This window comes from Streptomyces sp. NPDC012510 (genome assembly GCF_042955065.1).
GTDB lineage: Bacteria > Actinomycetota > Actinomycetes > Streptomycetales > Streptomycetaceae > Streptomyces.
This window is the reverse complement of the sequence record NZ_JBIBEN010000029.1, coordinates 91,045-109,497: the sequence shown is the minus strand read 5'-3', so window position 1 is coordinate 109,497 and position 18,453 is coordinate 91,045. Positions and strand designations below refer to the sequence as shown.

Genomic DNA, 18,453 nt, shown 5'->3' with positions numbered 1-18,453 from the left:
GGGGCGGGGGTGCCGGTAGTTCGGGCCCCCCGCCCGGGGGCCGGCCCGGCCCGGCCCCCCCCCCCCCCCGCCGGCCGGGGGGGGGGGCGGGGGGGGGGGGCGGGCGCCCCCCCCGGGGGGGGGGGGGGGCCCGACGGCACCTCATGGAGCCTCGTACGGTACGGGTGCTCCGCTAGGAGGCGTCACGTACCGTGCCGGTGAACTCCGGGCCCTCGACCGGCGCTCCGTCGGCGTCGTAGGTCCACAGGCGCAGGCGCAACGACTCCGTGTCCTCGCTCAGTTGATCGGTGACGGTGGGCACGGACACGTCGATGCTCAGGCTGCCCGCGGGCACTTCGGACATGAGCATCGCGCCGTCCGGCAGTGCTGCGGACAGAGGTCGCTCGGGATCCGGCGCGGCCTCGAAGTGCTCGTCCAGCCACGTCGCGGGGACGTCCTCGGTGGACAGTTCGGTGCCGTCGGAGACGGACAGCAGTTGCAGGTCCGTCCACATGGCCACGTCGGCGGCGGCGGAGAGGGTGATCCGCCAGACCAGCGGCTGCCCCTCGGTGACCTGGTCCGCGACCGGTGTCATGGTCACCGTGGGCTGGGGGTCGTCGTTCTGCGCGGTGACGCCGCCCAGGAAGGAGCCGACCACCGCGCCGCGTACGGTCTTGACGGCCACCCGATGGTCCGTGTCGGAGCTGTAGCGGGTGTTGCCCTCGACCGTCACCGGTACGTCGACGTGCGTGCCGGCCCGGACCTTCACGGTGCGCGCGACGGGGAAGTCACTGCCCGGCTCGTCCACGAACAGCCGGACCTCGCCGCTGCCCGACCCGGACACCCGTACCGGCACCTGGTAGGTGCGCGAGCCGGAGTCGCCCTCCTTGACGGTCAGGTGGCCGACGTCCACGCGCGCCAGCTTCGCGGGCTCGACGACGGGGGTGCCGGGGCGCCAGCCGTAGGCGTCCACCAGCCATGCCGTCCCGGACTCGGTACGCGGGGTCAGGTGCAGGGTTTTGACGTGGCCGAGGTCGATGCGCTTCCGGGTCTCGGCGGACAGTGGTACGCGGACCTCACGCGCCCAGTAGGAGGAGGTGCGGGAGGTGCCAGGCAGGCCGTCGACGCGGACCCGGCCGAGGTTCGCCCGCTTGCCGGAGGTGTCGGTGAGGGCGACATCCAGCTCGGTGCCGGTGGTGTTCGGCGGGACGATCACGCGAAGGCTCAGCGACGTCGCGCCGGACAGGGAGACCGGGCGGGCGGGGCTGAGCTTGGTGGCGGTGCCGGAGCGGCTCCAGTTCATGGCCAGCGCGTACCGGTCCGGCTCCTTGCCGGGGGTCACCCTCCGCCACTGGGTGAAGTGCGGGGAAGCGGTTCTGAGGGCGGGGTCCAGGCAGGAGACCTTCGGGTCCGGGTCCACCTGGGCGCACAGCCGGCCGCCGCTGACCGTGGCGGAGGAAGCGGGAAGGAACGCCCCCGAGCGGGCGGCGCCGACGGCGTGGGTGAGGACGCGGGCGGGTCCGGCGGAGGCGGCACGCGCGGGGGACCCGTCGAGCAGCGGGCGGACCCGGTCGTCACCGGCGACGAACAGCCGGGCCGCGGCGGCTATGTACGTCGAGCCCGCCTTCTGCTGCTGCTCGGCGGTGAGCCGGGTGGCGGTGCCCGGCGAGCACAGGGGGTCGTGCTCGTCGCCGCCGTAGGAGAAGTCGTCGTCGGCGGGTGCCGTGGCCTGGCCGGGGGTCCACTCGCTGTTGAAGTAGTTGTGGTTCGCGCCCGTCATGTAGACCGCGCTGTGCAGGGCCTTGCCGCGGCTGACCCCTCGGGTGCCGTCGACGTAGTACTCGCCCTGCAGGTCGATGACGTCTCCGTCGCAGCCCGGCAGGATCGACACGGACGGCACATCGGGTGCGGGGTTCTGGCCGAAGATCGTGGGGCCTATGAGGACGGTTCCGCGTATCGTCCAGCGGGTTCGGCCGTGGTAGCCGTCCTGGTCGGCGGGCGGCGGGGTGAGGCTGTCCAGCGCGGCCCTGTCGGCGCCCTCACCGCCACGGGAGTGGCCCACCAGCAGCACCCGCCCGAGGTCGGCACGGGGCGCCCGTCGTACGACGTCGGGGGCCGTGGACGGGTCGGCGGCCCAGTCCGCCCAGTGGGCCAGGTGCAGCCGTATCAGCGAGGAGCGGGCCTGGGCACCGGCGTCGCCGGCCTGCCAGTCCTGGGCGTTGATGGAGTTGGCCGAGATCGAGACCGTCACATAGCCCTGGGAGGCCAGGAGTTGCTGGTCGTGCAGGTAACCGCGGTAGCTCGGCACCGGCTCGTGGTCGGCCGGACACGGCCATTCGAGGGTCAGGTCGTCGCCCTTGAAGCAGGTGGCGTGGCGCCCGTGGAGGAACAGCGCCAGTGGGCGGCTGCCCGTGGCGCCCTCCGGTGCGACCACCACGGCCTTCATCTCCACCTCGGTGTCGTAGCCGGGCAGGTGGACCGAGGGCAGGGAGTACTCACCGCTGGTCGTACGGAACGAGCCGGCCACACCGGGGTCGACCTTGTTCACGGTCGCGGCCTGGGGCAGGCGCGACGGGCCCGATGAGCTGTCGAGTCCGCGGCGCTCACGGGCTGCGGCCTTCGCTCCGGCCGCGTCCAGACGGCGCCCCGCGGCCTCGACCCGCAGGTCGTCCGTCCTTCCGAGGCGCACCCCGTCGAGCGGCAGCCGGAAGGTGCGCCCGTCCGCGGCGGGTCTGGGGGTGCCCAACAGGCGTTCCCCGCTGAGGAACTCGACCTGGGCATCGCCCACCGGCACCTTCTCGGGCGAGCGCCACACCAGCTCTGCCGACTCCCCGGACCCGGTGGTCTGCCAGCCCTCGGGAAGCCCTGCGGACGCGGGAGCGGACGGCAGCCCGGGGTCTGGTTCCGGCGCCGCCAGCGCCGCCCCCGGCGCCGCCAGCGCCAGCGCGAGGGCCGCTGCCACAGCGGCCGTCACGCGCGAGACACGGATCACTTCTGTTCCTCCTCATGGTCAGTGCCCTTAGAACCCCCAGGGCCCCGGGCTCCCCCGACGCACCAAATCCAGCACATTCGATCGCCCTGGCACCTCCTCGCACGGCATTCGCACAACTTCCGCCCAATACGCACAACAGAACACGTGTAATCAGGGGTAGTTGGACTGTCGGTAAGCCAACGTCCGTGCAGGTGAAGGCCGTCGCTGGGCCCCAGTCGCGGGTACGGCGGCGTGCCCGCCCGGTAGGTGGCGTAGGGGCATGGAGTGCTGATGACGGGCGCGTCCCACCCCCTCCTTGCCGGGCGGGAGTCGGCGGAGAGGGAGGCCTGGGCAACCGCCTCACCCGACCGCACCTGGACGCGCCGATCCCGGCCCACTGGCGGGTCCAGGAGGCTCAGCCGGCGCGGATACCACCGCAGCGACGGGGCCGTCGATTCGGTGGGCCACCACGGCCGAGTTGCGGGAGCTCACTCTGCTGCACCACGACCGAACTTCGAGTGCATCGCCGCCGTCACCGGCGCCTCCACTTGACACGGGCATGACCGAACGCGCCACGGTGGCCGCCTTCCGGGGGAACCGAGCGAGCCTGCTGACCTCAAGCGACCAAGAGACGGTGCTGCTCGGCGCGGTCCTGCTGGTGATGCCCGTGCTCGTGCTGGTGTCGGCGGCCGGCGCCTGGGCGCCGCCCAGCGCGAGCAGAGACTGGCCGCCCTGCGCCTCGCCGGCGCCACCCCCTCGCAGATCATCGCCATGACCGCTGTCGAGGCGACGGCCGTCGGCGCGGCCGGAGCGCTGACCGGGGCACTCGCCTACGGGGCCCTCGTGCCCGCCTTGGCCCAGGTGCTGTACGGCATCGGCGGCTGGTACGCCGACGACCTGTGGGTCGGCCCGCCCTGGCTCCTGGCCGTCGTGGCCGCGGTGACCGCTCTCATCACCGCCAGCGCGATCTCGATGCTCCGTCAGGTGGCGAGTTCCCCCCTGGGGGTGGCCCAGCAGGCCGCCCCGCGCCGCACGCGGATGGCCCGCCTCGTCCTGTTCGCGGCCGCCCTCGTCTACATCCTCGTGTCTACGCAGGCCGGGGGCAGTCTGAGCATGCGTCAACTGGTGTCCCTGTTGCTGCTGTTCTACGGCGCGTACTGGATGGTCGGGCCCTGGGTGGTGGACCGGCTCGGACGGATCGCCGGGCGCTTCGCCCGCCGTCCTGCGACGCTGCTCGCCGCACGCCATCTCAGCGACGATCCACGCGGCGCCTGGCGTACCGTCAGCGGGCTGGTCCTGGCCGGGTTCGTCGCCGGCTTCTTCTCCGTCGGCGCGCTCGCCTTCGGCACCAGCGGCCACCAGGACGAGGTCGCAATCGCGACGGCCGACGCCACGAGCGCCCGGCACACCGCCGAGACGGCCCGCGCCCTCCTGCGGCAGGCAGGTGTGACCGCGCGCGTCACCGCTGTGAGCGACGAGGCCTCCGACAACCTGCGTTCGGCACCCCGGGGGTGATCGCCGAGGTCCCGGGCGGCCCGGAACGGCTCGATGCCGCCGTCACCGCGCTCGCTCCCGCGGCACACGGCACCTACCCCCTCACCCAGGACTACCTGTCCGCCCAGGATGTCGCGGTCGTGGACCGCATCACCTCGGTGAGCACCGCCACTCTGGTCCTCAGCTTCTTCGTCGCCGCCGCCTCCGCCGGTCTGACCGCCGCCGCGAACGTCCTCGACCGCCGTCGTGTCTACGGCCTGATGCGCCTGGCCGGCACACCCCTGAAGGTCCTGGACAGAGCCAGGATCCGGGAGACGGCCATCCCCCTCGTCGTCCTGGCCGGCGGCACCCTCGCTGCGGGCGTCTACGGCGCCCACCAGCTCAACGAACTGGTGGGCGCCTCCTTCAACACCTCCGGCGCCATCGAACTCGCCGTCTGCACGGCCGTCGGGGCCCTGGCCATGTTCACCGCGATCGGCGGCAGCCGGCCACTCCTGCGCCGGGTGACCGCCGACCGGGAGCAGAGCGCCGACTGACGACGGCGCCACGTCGGCGCCACGAGAGCGCTGGAGCCGCCTGTCCGGGAGGGGGCGCCATGGCGACTGGGTGGGTTCTTCGGCGACCACGGGCCGTTGCGCGGTCGCGGGACACTCGGATGCCACCCTCGATCGAGGTGGGAGTGCGGCTGGGTGCGGCTGGGTACCGCGGAGTCCTACCGCGTCGAGGTGAACCGCCGGACGAGGCGGGCGAGGGCCACCGGTTCGGGAACCGGTGGCCCCAGATGGTCGCCGTCGCGGGTCGAGGGCGCGGTGAGCATCCCGTCGGGGCGGCCGCCACCGCCGCACCACTCGTGCGGCACAACCGACGGGGCGTCGCCCGGGCGACCTTCCCTGTCTTCCCGCCGTCGTTCCGGAACTCCCTTGAGGCGCCCCGGTTCCAGGTAGTCGGCGCGCCCGTCCTCTGCTTCCCGGGCGCGGCATGCGCCGCACAAGGAGTTCGGCGGTGGGCCCGCAGAAGCCCGCCATCCGCCGTTCGGCCAGGGCTGAGGCGGTCCCTGCCCTTGGGTTTCGGCCGTTCGGCCGAGGCGGAGCTCCCCGTCGGGACGGGAAAATTGAACTCGGCCCCGCGAAGGGCCGGGTGGTGTGGCATACCGGGCGAACGGTGAAAGGAGTCGGGCATGGCCAAGGCGACAGGCGCCGGGAGCCGACGCGGAGTCGGCGAGGCCGGTGCACCGCAGGGCGGCGCGCGCACGAACGGGCATCTGGCGCGGGTCACTGTGCTGGCCGTGGCCGCTCTGGCCGCCGCTCAGTGGCTCGCCGCGGCAAGCCACTGAGCCCGGTGACCTGCCACCCCGCAGGTTCGCCGTAGTGACGGAACGGAAGAAGGCGGCATGACAAGCGGCAGGACAATACGGGTGGTCGTCGTCGACGACCAGGACATGGTGCGCTCGGGATTCGCCGCGCTGCTGTCCGCGCAGAGCGACATCGACGTCGTGGGAGAGGCGCCCAACGGCCTGCGCGGTGTCGAGGTGAGCCGCCATACGCATCCGGACGTGGTGCTGATGGACGTACGCATGCCGGAGATGGACGGGCTGGAGGCCACCCGGCAGCTGCTGGACCCGCCACCCGGCGTGGTGCACCGGCCCAGGGTGCTCATGCTGACCACCTTCGACATCGACGACTACGTCTACGAGGCACTGCATGCCGGTGCCAGCGGCTTCCTGCTCAAGGACGCGCCGGTCGCCGAACTCGTGCAAGCGGTGCGGGTGATCGCCGCCGGTGACGCGCTGCTCGCGCCGTCCGTCACCCGTCGCCTCATCGATGACGTCACCCAGCGGCGCAGCCCTGTCGCACACCGGGCCACCCGACAGCGGCTGAACGGCCTCACGCCCCGGGAGACGGAGGTCCTGTCACTGGTGGCGAGGGGTCTGTCGAACACCGAGATCGCCACGCGACTGGTGGTGGCCGAGCAGACCGTCAAGACCCACATGACCCGCCTGCTCGCCAAGCTCGGCGCCCGCGACCGGGCCCAACTGGTCGTCCTCGCCTACGAGTCGGGCCTCATCGTGCCCGGAGCACCGACCGCCTGAGCCCCCGCCGGGTCATACCCGGGTGTGACATCGGAATTGGCACCCGAGTGTGACGTGCGGCCCCCTGCCCACGCCCCAGCATCACCGCGTCCGAACACGGAACGGTTTCGCGGGAGCGTGACGCATGTACCTGCCATCCACCAACCACCGGCCCATCGACCTCGACCACGTCAGCCGCCTCTACCGCACCTTCGCCGAGGACCTCGACCGGGCCCGCGAAGGGCAGCGCGCGCTGCTCGCGCCACCCACCTCGATGCGGGCCCAGCTCGACGACATCGAGGCGGAGATCACCTACCTCCTGCTGCGCGAGGCCCGCCCGGAGACGGTCGTGGAGATCGGCACCTTCCACGGCTGGTCCACCACTTGGATCCTGCGTGCCCTGCGCGACAACGGCACCGGGCACCTGTACTCGTACGACATCGTCGACCACGTCGTACGGGAGGTGCCGGACACCCTGTCGGCAGGCCGCTGGACCTTCACCCAGGGCGACGCCCGGGAGAACGTCGAGAAGATCCCCGACACCGCGGACTTCCTCTTCATCGACGCGGCACACTCCGCGAGCTTCGCCCGCTGGTACATCCAGCACCTGTTCCCGCGCCTGCGGCCAGGCATACCGGTGTGCGTCCACGACGTCTTCCACGGGCGCAGGGCGCTGCCGTTCACCGAGGGCGCCGTGGTGCTGCGCTGGCTGGCCGAGCGGGAGAACGTCTGCTTCACCGCCTCCAGGGCCCACGCTCCCGAGATCCACGACCGGCTGAGGGACGTCAAGCGGTCCCTGGCCCTGGGGCACCCCGTCCGGGACAGCCGCGACAATCCGATGATCTTCTTCACGCTGCGCTGACGCCCCGTACCGTCCCCGCGCACCCACTACCGGGGTGCTACCCGCAGGTTGGCTCCCCGGTGTGACGCCGAGCGCCAGGCCCGCTCCCTACCTTCCGCCCACCGGGCCGCCAGAACCAGAAGCGGCCCACGAAAGCGGACGGAAACGGGGAGGCACATCGTGAAGCGCTTCCAGCGCACTCTGGCCGCCTGCGCCCTTGTGCTGTCGATGGGCGCGGGGACGGCGGGCTGGGTATCGGGCGAGGTACAGACCGCCGTCACCGGCCCGCCCCCGGGCACGGCGGCGTGGACGGCCGACCACGCGTTCGGCAGACAGTTGCCGGAGCCGGTGTCAACGGCTCCGGCACAGATCGCGCGGTTCCTCGCCGGGCTGACGGCGGCACAGCGGACGGCGCTGGCCGAGCGTCACCCGCTCGTCGTGGGCGGCCTCGACGGCGCCCCGCCCGAGCTGCGGTACGTCGCGAACGCCAGGGCGCTCACCGCGGAACGGGCCCGTGAACAGGCCCGCGCCGCCGACCCGGGGCAGCCCGAGAGCACCCGCAGACAGGCCCGGACGCGGGCGGCGGCCTACGCCGAACTCCTGGCACCGGGACGCCGCGTCCTGGCCTTCGACCCGCGGGGCCGTGGGCAGGTCGCCGAGGTGTACGGGGACCTGCGGACCGCCCGTCGGGTGGCGGTCGTCGTACCGGGCTCCGACACGGACCTGGCCTCGTACGACGCCGCGGCCACGATGGCCCGGAACCTGCGCGCCGAGATGACCAGGCTCGCACCGGCGGACCCCACGGCGGTGATCGCGTGGGTCGGCTACACGACCCCGGTCGGCGTGGGCTACGACGCCGCCACCGGACACCTCGCGGAAGAGGGTGCGCCCCGGCTCCTCCGCTTCCTCGACGGCCTGGCCGCCACAACCCGCCCGGCCGCCCCACCGCCCGCCGTGTTCTGCCACAGCTACGGCTCCGTACTGTGCGGCGCCGCCGCCCGCCGACTGACGGAGCGGCAGGCGTCCGACCTCGTGGTCGCGGCCTCGCCCGGCATGCGTCTCGACCACGCCGACCAGGTGCCCGTCGGGGCGCGGGCACGGCTGTGGGCGACCGCCCGCAACACGACCGACTGGATACGCCGGGTCCCCGCCATCGAACTCCTCGGTCTCGGCCACGGCGCGGATCCGGCCGATCCCGGCTTCGGCGCCCGCGTCGTCTCCTCCGACCGGGCCGAGGGCCACACCGGCTACTTCACCCCCGGCACCGCCTCCCTGCGCAACTTCGCGGACATCGCGCTCGGCCACTACCGAACCGTCAGCTGCGCCCGTCCGAGCCCGGACGCGACAAAGGACTGCCGCCATGACCTTTCGTAACCTCGCCGTGAGGGCCGCGGACACGCGGCCGAGACCCGGGCGCCCCGGGACGACGCGCATGCGCCGGCGGCTGCGTCCTGGACAAGACGCGCGTGCCATGGCCCCGGCACGGGCCGAGCGGACCGGTCGATCCACGGCCCGCGAACGGCTGCGCCACGAGGTGGCCACGGCGGCCACCCGCATCGAGGCACGCACCCCCGCCCACCGCGACCGTGCCCTCGACGGACTGCGCGCCGCCGCCCTGCTCTCGGTGCCCGTCGGCCACTGGCTCCTCGGCGGCCTCACCCGCGACCCCGAAGGAGCGCTGCACAACGCCAGTCCGCTCACCACCTTCGGCTTCCTCGCCCCCGCGAGCTGGGTGCTCCAGACGCTCGGCATCTTCTTCCTGGTGGGCGGCTGCTCCTCCGCCCTGTCCCTGCGCCGCTCCGCCGAACGCGGCGTGCCGACGGGCGCCTGGCTGCGCGGGCGGCTGGCCCGCCTCGGCCGCCCCGTCCTCGGCGTCGCCGCGGTGTGGGCCGTACTCCTGCCGGTGCTGTACGTCGGCGGGGTACCGGCCGTGACCCTGCGCACCGGCGTGGTGCTGGTCGTCCAGCCGCTGTGGTTCGTCGGCGTCTACCTGCTGGTGACCGCCCTCACGCCCTGGTGCGTGCGCGCGGCCCGCACGTACGGCGGGTGGGCCGCCGCACCGCTGCTCGGCTCGGTCGCCGTCGTGGACCTGCTGCGCTACGGCCCCTGGTCGGACAGCGTGCCGTCCTGGTTGGGCCTGCTCAACCTCGGTCCGGGCTGGCTGTTCGCCTACCAACTGGGCGTCGAGGCAGGGGAGGCTCGGCCGGCGCAGCGCCCGGCTGATGCTGCTCGGTGGCGGTGCGCTGTTCGCCGTGCTGCTCCTCGCCTTCCACTACCCGGCCAGCATGGTCGGGGTGCCGGGCACGGACCGCACCAACTCCCACCCGCCGTCACTGCTCGTGCTCGCCCTGGCCTGTGTGCAGTGCGGCGCGGCGATCCTGCTGCGGGAACGCCTCGACGCGCTGCTGCGGCGCCGGCACGTGCTGTGGGCGGCGGTCGTGGCCATCAACCTCTCCGCGATGACCATCTTCTGCTGGCACCAGACCGCCCTGCTGACCCTGGCAGTGCCCGGCTCATTCCTCGGCGGCCCCCTACCCGGGCTCACCACACCCCCGGACACCACCGCCTGGCTCTTCGCCCGCCTCACCTGGCTGCCCCTCATCGCCGCCACCCTGCTGGGCATCGCCCGCCTCACCCACCGCTTCGAAGCACCCTGGACCGGTATCCGGGGACCCCGGCGAACGGCGGTCGCGGCACTGGCGGCGGCCTTCGCCTGCTACGCCCTGACGGTTGTCTGAGACGCCTTCGCTCAGCGGGCCTGGGCGGGCGTCTGCCTCTCCGGAACGGCGAACGGGGCCCGGTGGCGTACTACCACCACCGGACCCCGGACTCACGGAGCGGGCCGACCCGCCCCGCGTTCAGCGCACCTTGTCGGACACCTCGGCGGCACCGGTCTTCCAACCGCCACCGACCTTCTCCTTGACCAGCGCGATACCGACGACGACCGCCGCACCGTGGTCAGCCGCGGCCTGCCCTGCCCACCGCTGCCCGGCGTGTGTCCGGGGCAGCGAGAGCGACGAACGCTGTTTCGACGGCCTCCGGATACGCCTGGGGCTTCCCGTGGCCGGCCAGTGCCCGGTAGATGCCGGACAGGTCGGGGCCCCACCCCTCGCGACGGGTCGATCAGTCCTGCGCCACGTTCGCCGCGGTCACATTCTCGATCACGCGGCCGAGTTTGGTCTTGGCCCGGGTCAGGTCCTGGATGCGTGCGGCGATGCGGTCGCGTTCGATGATGAGCTGGTCGAGCATGGCGGGGGTCGCGACGCCGGTGCTCACGCACGGCAGGAGTTCGACGACGGTACGGCTGGAGAGGCCGGCCGCGAAGAGGTCCTGGATGAGCTGGACCCGCTCCAGCGCTTCGTCGGGATAGTCACGCTGCCCACCGGGCGTCCGCGCCGATTCCAGGAGCCGCTGTTCCTCGTAGTAGCGCAGGGCCCGCACGCTGACCCCTGACCGCCTGGCGAGCTGTCCGATGCGCATGACGCAGGTCACTCCCTTCCCGCTCGTACCTCACGTTGACGTCAGGTTTAGGCTAGCAATACCGGCTCCGGGGGCAGCCCTGGGGGCCGATCGAACCGTCGCCGGTACCGAGAATGACCCGGTGGCGGATCCGAGGGCGTTCACGCGGTTCACGTACACACGGCAGTCCTCGCGTCGTGCCGGGATCGCCGAGCCCGCCCGAGGGCACATGGGTGTCGACCGTGACGGGCGGCGTGATCCCTCGTAGTGGCGCAGGCCCCCACGCTCACCCCCGCCCGCTCGGCAACCTCACCCATCCGCGCCTGCCCTCCTCCGGCCGGGCGGCAGTTGCGGCTTGCACCTCACGTCAACGTCAGGTTCTAGAGTGACGAGCGTCGGATGAACACGTCTTTCCGGCCCGTCAAAGTGAGGCAGAGCACTATGCGCGCAGCCCGGTTCCATGAATACGGCGGAGCGGAGAGCCTGGTGATCGAGCATGCCCCCGACCCTCACCCCGGACCCGGTGAGATAGGTGTCCGCGTCGCGGCGGCCAGCGTCAATCCCATCGACTGGAAGCTGCGCGCCGGCGCCCTGCACCAGCTGCTTCCCCTGGAGCTGCCCGCCATTCCCGGGCGCGACGCCGCCGGCGTGGTCGACGAAATCGGTGACGGGGTGCAGGGGGTGAGCATCGGCGACCGCGTCTTCGGGCTGGGCGGCGTCACCGGCGCGACCGCGGAGCTGCTCATCCTTTCGGCCTGGGCGCACACCCCCGCCACGTGGAACGACGAGCAGGCCGCGGGCGCCGGTCTCGCGTCCGTGACCGCGATGGGTGGCTTGAACGCGCTCGGCCCCCTCGCGGGGCGCACCCTCCTCGTCGAGGGCGCCGCCGGAGGCGTGGGCAGCGCGGCGGTCGAGATCGCGGTAGCGCAAGGTGCCACTGTGATCGGGACAGCCAGTGAACGCAACCACGAGTTCCTCACCTCTCTCGGCGCCGTTCCCACCACCTACGGCCCCGGCCTCGCACAGCGCCTCACCACCCTCGCTCCGCACGGCGTCGACATCGTGCTCGACACCGCGGCCTCCGGCTCCCTGAACGACCTCGTCGCGATCGCGGGCGACCCGAAGCGCGTCGCGACGGTCGCCGACCATGCAGGCGGGCAGCGCCTGGGCACGCATGTGGTCAACGCGGTGAACGATTCCACTCTCCTGTCCGCGGCGGCGGAACTGGGCGGGCAAGGCCGTTACACACCCCGTATCGAACAGGCCTACCCCCTGGAGCGGATCGCCGATGCCCACGCGCACGCCGAGCGTGGGCGCACCCGAGGAAAGATCGTGATCTGCATCTGAACAGGCCGATCTGTATCTGAACAGGCCCACGAGGTAGGTAACTCGCAACGTGCGGGCCTGCGTGGCGAGCGTGCCCTCGATCGGTACCGGCGAGCGGGCGGTCCGGAGCGGGCCGATCTCCATGGCGCCTCGTCAAGCAGGCCGCCTGCACTCGGGCACCGCACGTGGCACATGAGCCGTCGTCCAAAGGGAAAACCCCGGCCGGGGAGGACGCCGGACGAGGTTGCTTGCCGCCGCACGGTGGATCTGAGAGCCCTCGCCGCGTGGCGTGCAACTCATAGAACGCCTGAGCGGCACTCAGTGTTCCCGCTCCGTGGCAGGCTGTTGCGCACCATCACGAACCCGCTGGTCCCCGCCCTCTCTGAAGGCCGGGGACCAGCGGGTTCCCGGTCAATCACCTCCGCGAATCCACGAACCCGTCGGCTTGGAGGCGAGTCGAGTTCGACCACATGCGGACCCTGGGATGGATCAAGCCCGCGGAGTGGCGAGAGGTGAGGTACGGCACCTCTCAGGCCGGAGTGGTCGACGTGCCGATCTTCACCACGGCGTCGGTCGACGGGGTGGTCGACGCGCACCCCGATGCCGACTGAAAGCAGCTGCGTCAGGGCAAGTATGTCTGGCTGTCTCATGGGTCTTCTGAGACGGGCGAAGTCGGTAAGCGGCGGTGTCACCAGTGCGAGGACCGCGGTGAGGGTCACGGTGGCTCGTTGTCCAGTTGCTCGACGATGAGGTTGGAGAGCCGTGCGAGGGTGGCGAGTTCGTTCGGGCTGAGGGCGTCGATGACCAGGCGGCGGACCGTGGCCACATGGTGGGGTGCGGCGGCCTCGATGGTTTTGCGGCCGGCCGGTGTGATGGCGACGAAGGCGCCGCGTCCGTCCTCGGCGCATTCTTCCCGGGCCACCAGGCCGCGTTTGGTCATCCTGGCGATCTGGTGGGACAGGCGGCTCTGTTCCCACTCGATGGTGTGGGCGAGGTCCTGGAATCGTTGCCGGCCGTCGGGGGTGTCGGTGAGGGCGACGAGGATCTGGAAGTCGGCGCCGGACAGTTTGTGCGCTTCCGTCGTCGCGCAGTTCGAAGGCGCGCGGTCCCGCTTGCCGCCATCCCGACAGCGACGCGGCCGTGCCGTCGAAGAGCCGCCGCTAGCCGTTCTTCGGCCGGCAGTCCGCCTCGACGGCGCCGGTGGCCCACTGGATTCCGCCCAACAGGTGCTGACGGACAGCGGGTTCGGCGAAGGACTCCTTGCTGTGGCCGACGCCGGTGTAGAAGGAGCGGCCGCCCTGGTAGTTCTGGCACCAGGCGATCGGATGGTCGCCGTTCATGTTGCCGCCCCAGTACGAGGACTCGTCGAGGGAGGCCAGGACGCGGACCCGTTCCCGGGGGTTCGAGCGGAAGTTGTACCACTCGTCGGTGCGGTTCCAGGTGGTGGGCAGGTTGGCGGTCGCCGGGTGGGCATGGTCCTCGACGTGCACTGTGGCGCGCATCGGCCACCACGTATGCGAGTCGAAGTAGGCACCGACGAGCCCGCCGTAGAACGCCCAGTCGTACTCGGTGTCGGCGGCCGCGTGGATGCCGACGTAGCCCCCGCCACTGCGGATGTAGCCCTCGAAGGCCGTCTCCTGGGCGGCGTTCAGGACGTCACCGGTCGTCGACAGGAACACGACCGCGTCGTAGCGCTCCAGGTTGTCGGCCGTGAAGGCCCTGGCGTCCTCCGTCGCGTCGACCGTGAAGCCGCCCGTCTCACCGAGCTGTTTCACCGCCTCGATGCCGGCGGAGACCGAGCCGTGGCGGAAGCCGGCTGTCTTGGAGAACACCAGCACCCGTGTGCCGTCCTGCTTCGCCTGTGACACGGCCGGCCCCGAGACGCAGCCCAGGAGCACGGCCGCTCCGACGACTGACGTGGTCAGTCGGTTGATCGATCGCATGCTGTGTATGTCCTCTCATCGGTGGTGAATGTGAAGTCGAGTGGCGCCCTCTGCGTACTCGCTCGCCTCCGCGCTGCCGGGCAAGAGCGCGAAACAGGGCAACGGAGCCCAGGGGGTGATGGGTTGGTACTAAGCGGTAGCCACGGCGAGGAAGTCCGCGAGTGCCTCGTCGTCCATCAGGACAGTGGGATGAGGGTGGACGGTACGACCGGTTGCTGAACAACCGGCCGAGCTGCGTCGGGCGTCCTGCGAACCGGGCCCAGATGCGTTCGTCACAGCGGACATGGGGTGTGGTCTCCGTCGAAATGGGGGGTGGGGAGGCCGTTGCAGCGCAGTGTCCGGAGACACTACTTGAGGGTTCACGCTCACAGGCCGACTCCCGTGAACTATGGGGATTCCCCTACGGCTTGATAGGAACTTGCAGCCGGACGGTTCGCCGCGTCGAGGGGATGAGCGTCAAACGCGCGACGAGGCGCCGTGCGCAGCAGGAGCAGGCCATTCACATCAGCCTTGCTCGCGTCGTCTTGGCACTGCCGGTCAGCCTGGCGTCGAGATCCTGTCCGGCATGGGTCAGGAAGGCGCTGTTCTGTCTGATCGGCGATTCCGACACCGGCAGGGCTGTGCACTCGCAAGTGTGCCCGACTTGGACATCCGACCCAGCCGGCCAGGCGCAGAGCCCCGCTCAGACTCGCTTCCGCCCACCGTGCTTCGAAGCTGTGCCCACGGCGTGCCCGTGAGAACGGACAACCACGGTCAACAGGGGTGCGAACAGGCCCTTCCTCCGACACCGACGCCGGGAATCCATGCAGGTCAGCAATCGAGTGGCCCGGCAATTGCCGTCGCTTCCCAAGCTGAGAGCGCGAATTCGATTCTCGTCACCCCTCCAGCAGACCCTCCGGGTCATGGACTCGGGGGTTCTTTATTGTCCTGAGACCATGAGCCTCCAGCGGACACCACCGGGCACCGGCCTGATCATCCCGCACAGCCGCGAACGCGGAGAGGCTGAATCCGCGGCCGGGCCGGCTCCCGTCCGTAGTGACGAAGTGCGAGGAGCACCGAGCCCCTGCCCGGCTGGACCTTGTACCCGTTGCGCAGCCGGTGAGGACGCCCAGGGACTCAATTGGCATGACGTGCACAGGGATTGACGTAGAAATCGCTTACCACCTACGGTCCTCCCGGAATCGCGGACACCTTTCGGAATCTCGAACGTCTGGCGTCGGTACGCCCTACGGGAACAAGGAGTCGAAGCGGAATGGGCCCACAGCGAAAACTCGGCTGGATGTCGCTTGCCGCGGCAACCACCATGGCACTCGCGGCCGGAGTGATCACCGCCCCCGCCGCTCACACCGCGGACGATCCCGTGGAGGTCGTGGTCAACGGGGACGACGTTCGCGCCGACAACGTGAACGGTCTGACCTACAAGGGCCTCGGCGTGCTCAGCTGCAACAGCACGAGCAACCTGCTGATGGACTACAAGGCGGAACATCCCGACCGATACTGGCAGCTCATCCGCGTGCTGTTCGGTGGAAAGAACCCCCTGATCAACCATGTCAAGGTCGAGATGGGTTCGGACACGAACACGTCGACTGGTTCCGATCCGGCGACCATGCGCACAGCGGACGAACTCGCAGACGCGTCGCGCTCCCCGGGCTTCCAACTGGCAGCAGACGCCAAGACGGTCAACCCGAAGCTCAAGGTCTCGATTCTCCGTTGGGTCATGCCCCGATGGGTTCAGAACGAATGGAGCAAGGGCACCGGCTCCGACGAGATGTACAAGTGGTACAAGGAGACGATTCTCGACGCGTACGAGAAATACGGGTACATGGTCGACTACGTGAACCCGGACACGAACGAGACGCATGATCCGGACGAGGCCTTCATCAAGTGGTACAAGAAGGCGATTCTGGCCGACACGGACTTCGCCGACCCCCGCTACGGCATCCCGGCGAAAAAGCGGGAGCAGGCCGAGAAGGCCTACCGCGGCATAAAGATCATCGCCGCCGACGAGAACACCACCCACAATATCGGGCCGTCGATGCTCAGCGACGCGGAACTCTTCGGCATGGTCGACGCGGTCGGCTACCACTACAACACCGATGACCGGCGCGACGGGCCCGTCGGCAGCGACACCAATCTGCCGTACACGAGGCTGGCGACCGGTGAGAACAAGTACGGCGAGGACAAGGAAGTCTGGTACAGCGAGGGAGTCGGCTCCTTCGGCTACACCGACTACCGCGTCAACAACACCGAGGGTCCGAACGGAACGAGCACCGGTATCGGCGGCGTCCAGAGCGCCCTCGATCTCGCGAACCGCTCCGTCAAGAGCTACGCCAACTCGAAGCGGACGCACTACATCTTCCAGCCGGCGATCGGCTCCTTCTACGAGGGCGCGCAGTACAGCCACAAGGAACTCGTCAGCGCGCGTGACCCGTGGTCGGGCCACCTCCACTACGACGCGGCCATCTACGTGATGCAGCACTTCACCCAGTTCGCCAAAACCGGCTGGGAGAACGACACGAACACGGCGGGCATCTGGCGCACCGTGCCGGAGGCCAGTTACAGCGGGGTGAGCGGCACCGAGAACGTCGACGGCTCGAACGGGGCGCCGAGTTACATGACGCTCGCGGACCCCCGTAAGAAGGACTTCTCCACGATCGTCGTCAACGACAGCGACCAGCCCAAGACCTACCGGATCAAGGCCGAGAACATGCGACTCGGTTCCGACCCGACCATGGAGATCTGGGAAACCCGCGCACCGGACGCGGGCCGGCCCTACGACGCGAACTTCAAGCGAGTCGTCGACGAGATCCGGCCCGGCGGCACCGGGTACTACACCTACACGGTCAAGCCGAGGTCGATCGTGACCTTGACGACGCTCGACAAGAGCCACGACAAGGCGACGAAGCAACGCCTGCCCGAGTCCCGGGACCGGACGGTGCTGGACACCGACGCGACCGGCAAGAAGCACAACACCCGCGACAACGTCCTGTACGCCGACGACTTCGGGTACGAGGAGGAGGGCAGGGTCCAGGTCGGCACCGGCGACGGCGCGCACAAGACGTCCCAGCCCTACCTGAGGTCACGCGGCAACCAGCCGCGCTACATGGTCGACCAGACCGGCGCCTGGGAGGTCGGTGCGGACTCGCGCGGCGACAACGTCCTGTACCAGTACATGGACCAGTCCATGAAGGACACCGGCGCCTGGAACCGCCACACCCCGAACACGACGGTCGGCGACTTCCGCTGGGAGAACTACCGGGCCTCGGTCGACGTCGCGTTCCCGGACCCGGCCGGCGGACTCGCCGCCCTGGGCGTCCGTCAGCAGAAGGGCATGGCGATCAGCGACGCCGCCTACAACGTGCGCATCGCACCGACCGGCGCCTGGACGTTCTACGAATACGGCAGGGCCGTCGCGTCGGGAACGGTCCCCGCGTCCGACGGCTACCGCCTCGCCATCGAGGCGAAGGGCGCGACGATCACAACGTACATCGACGGCAAGGCCGTCTCCACGTACCAGGACCCGACTCCGCAGACCGAAGGACGCGTCAAGCTCGGATCCGACTTCCACAAGACGGCGTTCGACAACCTGAAGGTCGAGAAGATCGACGGGTACACGCCCTACGCCCGCGCACAGCTCGACAACATGGACAGCTCGGTCACCTACAACGGCACGTGGAGCCGGAAAGCCTCCTTCGGCGACGCGATGGACTGGTACCGGTCGACGTCGACCGGCACGACCGCCGGCTCGTCGTTCACCGTCCCGTTCACCGGCACGGGCATCGACGTCATCGGCGGCAACGACGGCACCGCCGTTCTCGACGTCTACGTCGACGGAAAGCTGATCGCACGGGACACGAAGACGGCCGCGACCGACAAGCGCCTCGCGACGTACGCGCTCCGCGGTCTGCCCGACGGCGCGCACACGGCGAGGTTCGTCCTCAAGTCCGGAAAGATCGTTCTCGACGCGTTCAACGCCATCTCCGGGGACGTGGACCGCACCGTGGACACGACACCGATCCGGGACGCCCTGAAGGAGATCGGACGTCCGGCGCAGGCGGACTACACGGCCGACTCCTGGGCCCTGTTCGCCTCCGCGTCGTCGGCGGCGAAGGCTGCCGTGACGGGACGACAGAAGGGCCTTGACGCCATCGGCGTCGAGCAGATCACGGACAGGCTCGAAGAGGCTCACGACCGGCTGGTGCGCAAGGACGGCACCACCGCCCAGTAGGCGCCCAGGGCCTGCGGACCGCGCGCGTTCCGCCGTACATGATCAAGGGGCCGTATCGGATTCCTCCGATACGGCCCCTTGTCCGGGCGCAAGTCGCCATCCGCGGGGCTCGGCGAAGCACGCCCGCACATACGACACCGCTCG

12 protein-coding genes and 2 pseudogenes are annotated in these 18,453 nt (G+C 70.6%); 10 read left to right on the top strand and 4 right to left on the bottom strand.

The genetic code is table 11. The features are described from left to right. Window positions 1-172: 172 nt before the first annotated feature. Window positions 173-2,971, bottom strand: a complete 2,799-nt coding sequence (locus tag ACFY9I_RS37330) for a hypothetical protein (RefSeq protein WP_391010380.1) — start codon at window positions 2,969-2,971, stop codon at window positions 173-175. A gap of 675 nt (window positions 2,972-3,646) precedes the next feature. Between ACFY9I_RS37330 and ACFY9I_RS37325 the strand changes: the two genes are divergently transcribed. The 7 genes and pseudogenes from ACFY9I_RS37325 (at window position 3,647) to ACFY9I_RS37295 (ending at window position 10,091) form a co-directional block, all read left to right on the top strand. Continuing rightward, complete coding sequence (locus ACFY9I_RS37325) at window positions 3,647-4,465, top strand: FtsX-like permease family protein (protein ID WP_391010394.1); 819 nt, start codon at window positions 3,647-3,649, stop codon at window positions 4,463-4,465. Further along, window positions 4,462-4,980 carry a hypothetical protein gene (locus ACFY9I_RS37320; protein WP_391010377.1) on the top strand — a complete coding sequence of 173 codons (519 nt, stop codon included), beginning with the start codon at window positions 4,462-4,464 and terminating at the stop codon, window positions 4,978-4,980. The genes ACFY9I_RS37325 and ACFY9I_RS37320 overlap by 4 nt, the downstream gene beginning before the upstream one ends. Window positions 4,981-5,621: 641 nt before the next feature. After that, on the top strand, window positions 5,622-5,777 hold the full coding sequence (locus tag ACFY9I_RS37315; RefSeq protein WP_391010374.1) for a hypothetical protein: 156 nt from the start codon (window positions 5,622-5,624) through the stop codon (window positions 5,775-5,777). Window positions 5,778-5,834: 57 nt separating this feature from the next. Beyond that, on the top strand, window positions 5,835-6,533 hold the full coding sequence (locus ACFY9I_RS37310) for a response regulator (RefSeq protein WP_391010372.1): 699 nt from the start codon (window positions 5,835-5,837) through the stop codon (window positions 6,531-6,533). 124 nt (window positions 6,534-6,657) lie between these two features. Beyond that, window positions 6,658-7,374 (top strand): class I SAM-dependent methyltransferase, encoded by a 717-nt coding sequence (locus ACFY9I_RS37305; RefSeq protein ID WP_391010369.1) that lies wholly within the window; start codon window positions 6,658-6,660, stop codon window positions 7,372-7,374. 159 nt (window positions 7,375-7,533) lie between these two features. Then, complete coding sequence (locus ACFY9I_RS37300; protein WP_391010367.1) at window positions 7,534-8,727, top strand: alpha/beta hydrolase; 1,194 nt, start codon at window positions 7,534-7,536, stop codon at window positions 8,725-8,727. A 97-nt stretch (window positions 8,728-8,824) separates the two neighbouring features. Beyond that, window positions 8,825-10,091, top strand: a pseudogene (locus tag ACFY9I_RS37295) (acyltransferase). Between the two features lie 385 nt (window positions 10,092-10,476). Here the strand turns inward: ACFY9I_RS37295 and ACFY9I_RS37290 are convergent. Next, window positions 10,477-10,833, bottom strand: a complete 357-nt coding sequence (locus ACFY9I_RS37290; RefSeq protein ID WP_097289521.1) for a MerR family transcriptional regulator — start codon at window positions 10,831-10,833, stop codon at window positions 10,477-10,479. 420 nt (window positions 10,834-11,253) lie between these two features. Here ACFY9I_RS37290 and ACFY9I_RS37285 point away from each other — a divergent pair, with 420 nt between their 5' ends. Together ACFY9I_RS37285 and ACFY9I_RS37280 are read left to right on the top strand one after the other, a co-directional pair. Then, window positions 11,254-12,159, top strand: a complete 906-nt coding sequence (locus tag ACFY9I_RS37285) for an alcohol dehydrogenase catalytic domain-containing protein (RefSeq protein WP_391010364.1) — start codon at window positions 11,254-11,256, stop codon at window positions 12,157-12,159. A 449-nt stretch (window positions 12,160-12,608) separates the two neighbouring features. Continuing rightward, window positions 12,609-12,749, top strand: coding sequence for a hypothetical protein (locus ACFY9I_RS37280; RefSeq protein WP_391010397.1), 141 nt, complete (start codon window positions 12,609-12,611; stop codon window positions 12,747-12,749). A gap of 104 nt (window positions 12,750-12,853) precedes the next feature. Here ACFY9I_RS37280 and ACFY9I_RS37275 read toward each other — a convergent pair whose 3' ends face one another. Beyond that, on the bottom strand, window positions 12,854-13,183 hold the full coding sequence (locus ACFY9I_RS37275; RefSeq protein WP_391010391.1) for a MarR family transcriptional regulator: 330 nt from the start codon (window positions 13,181-13,183) through the stop codon (window positions 12,854-12,856). A 28-nt stretch (window positions 13,184-13,211) separates the two neighbouring features. Further along, a pseudogene (locus ACFY9I_RS37270) lies at window positions 13,212-14,081 on the bottom strand (ThuA domain-containing protein); the annotation flags it as partial. 1,252 nt (window positions 14,082-15,333) lie between these two features. Between ACFY9I_RS37270 and ACFY9I_RS37265 the strand changes: the two are divergent. Further along, a complete protein-coding gene (locus tag ACFY9I_RS37265) occupies window positions 15,334-18,309 on the top strand; it encodes a GH59 galactosidase (protein ID WP_391010361.1) in 2,976 nt (991 codons plus the stop codon). The last annotated feature ends 144 nt before the right edge of the window (window positions 18,310-18,453 follow it).

Excerpts from the sequence above, each read along its gene's own strand:
- ACFY9I_RS37285 (WP_391010364.1), top strand. The coding sequence starts at position 11,254 with ATGCGCGCAGCCCGGTTCCATGAATACGGCGGAGCGGAGAGCCTGGTG.
- ACFY9I_RS37290 (WP_097289521.1), bottom strand. The coding sequence starts at position 10,833 with ATGCGCATCGGACAGCTCGCCAGGCGGTCAGGGGTCAGCGTGCGGGCC.
- ACFY9I_RS37280 (WP_391010397.1), top strand. The coding sequence starts at position 12,609 with ATGCGGACCCTGGGATGGATCAAGCCCGCGGAGTGGCGAGAGGTGAGG.
- ACFY9I_RS37265 (WP_391010361.1), top strand. The coding sequence starts at position 15,334 with ATGGGCCCACAGCGAAAACTCGGCTGGATGTCGCTTGCCGCGGCAACC.
- ACFY9I_RS37305 (WP_391010369.1), top strand. The coding sequence starts at position 6,658 with ATGTACCTGCCATCCACCAACCACCGGCCCATCGACCTCGACCACGTC.
- ACFY9I_RS37315 (WP_391010374.1), top strand. The coding sequence starts at position 5,622 with ATGGCCAAGGCGACAGGCGCCGGGAGCCGACGCGGAGTCGGCGAGGCC.
- ACFY9I_RS37310 (WP_391010372.1), top strand. The coding sequence starts at position 5,835 with ATGACAAGCGGCAGGACAATACGGGTGGTCGTCGTCGACGACCAGGAC.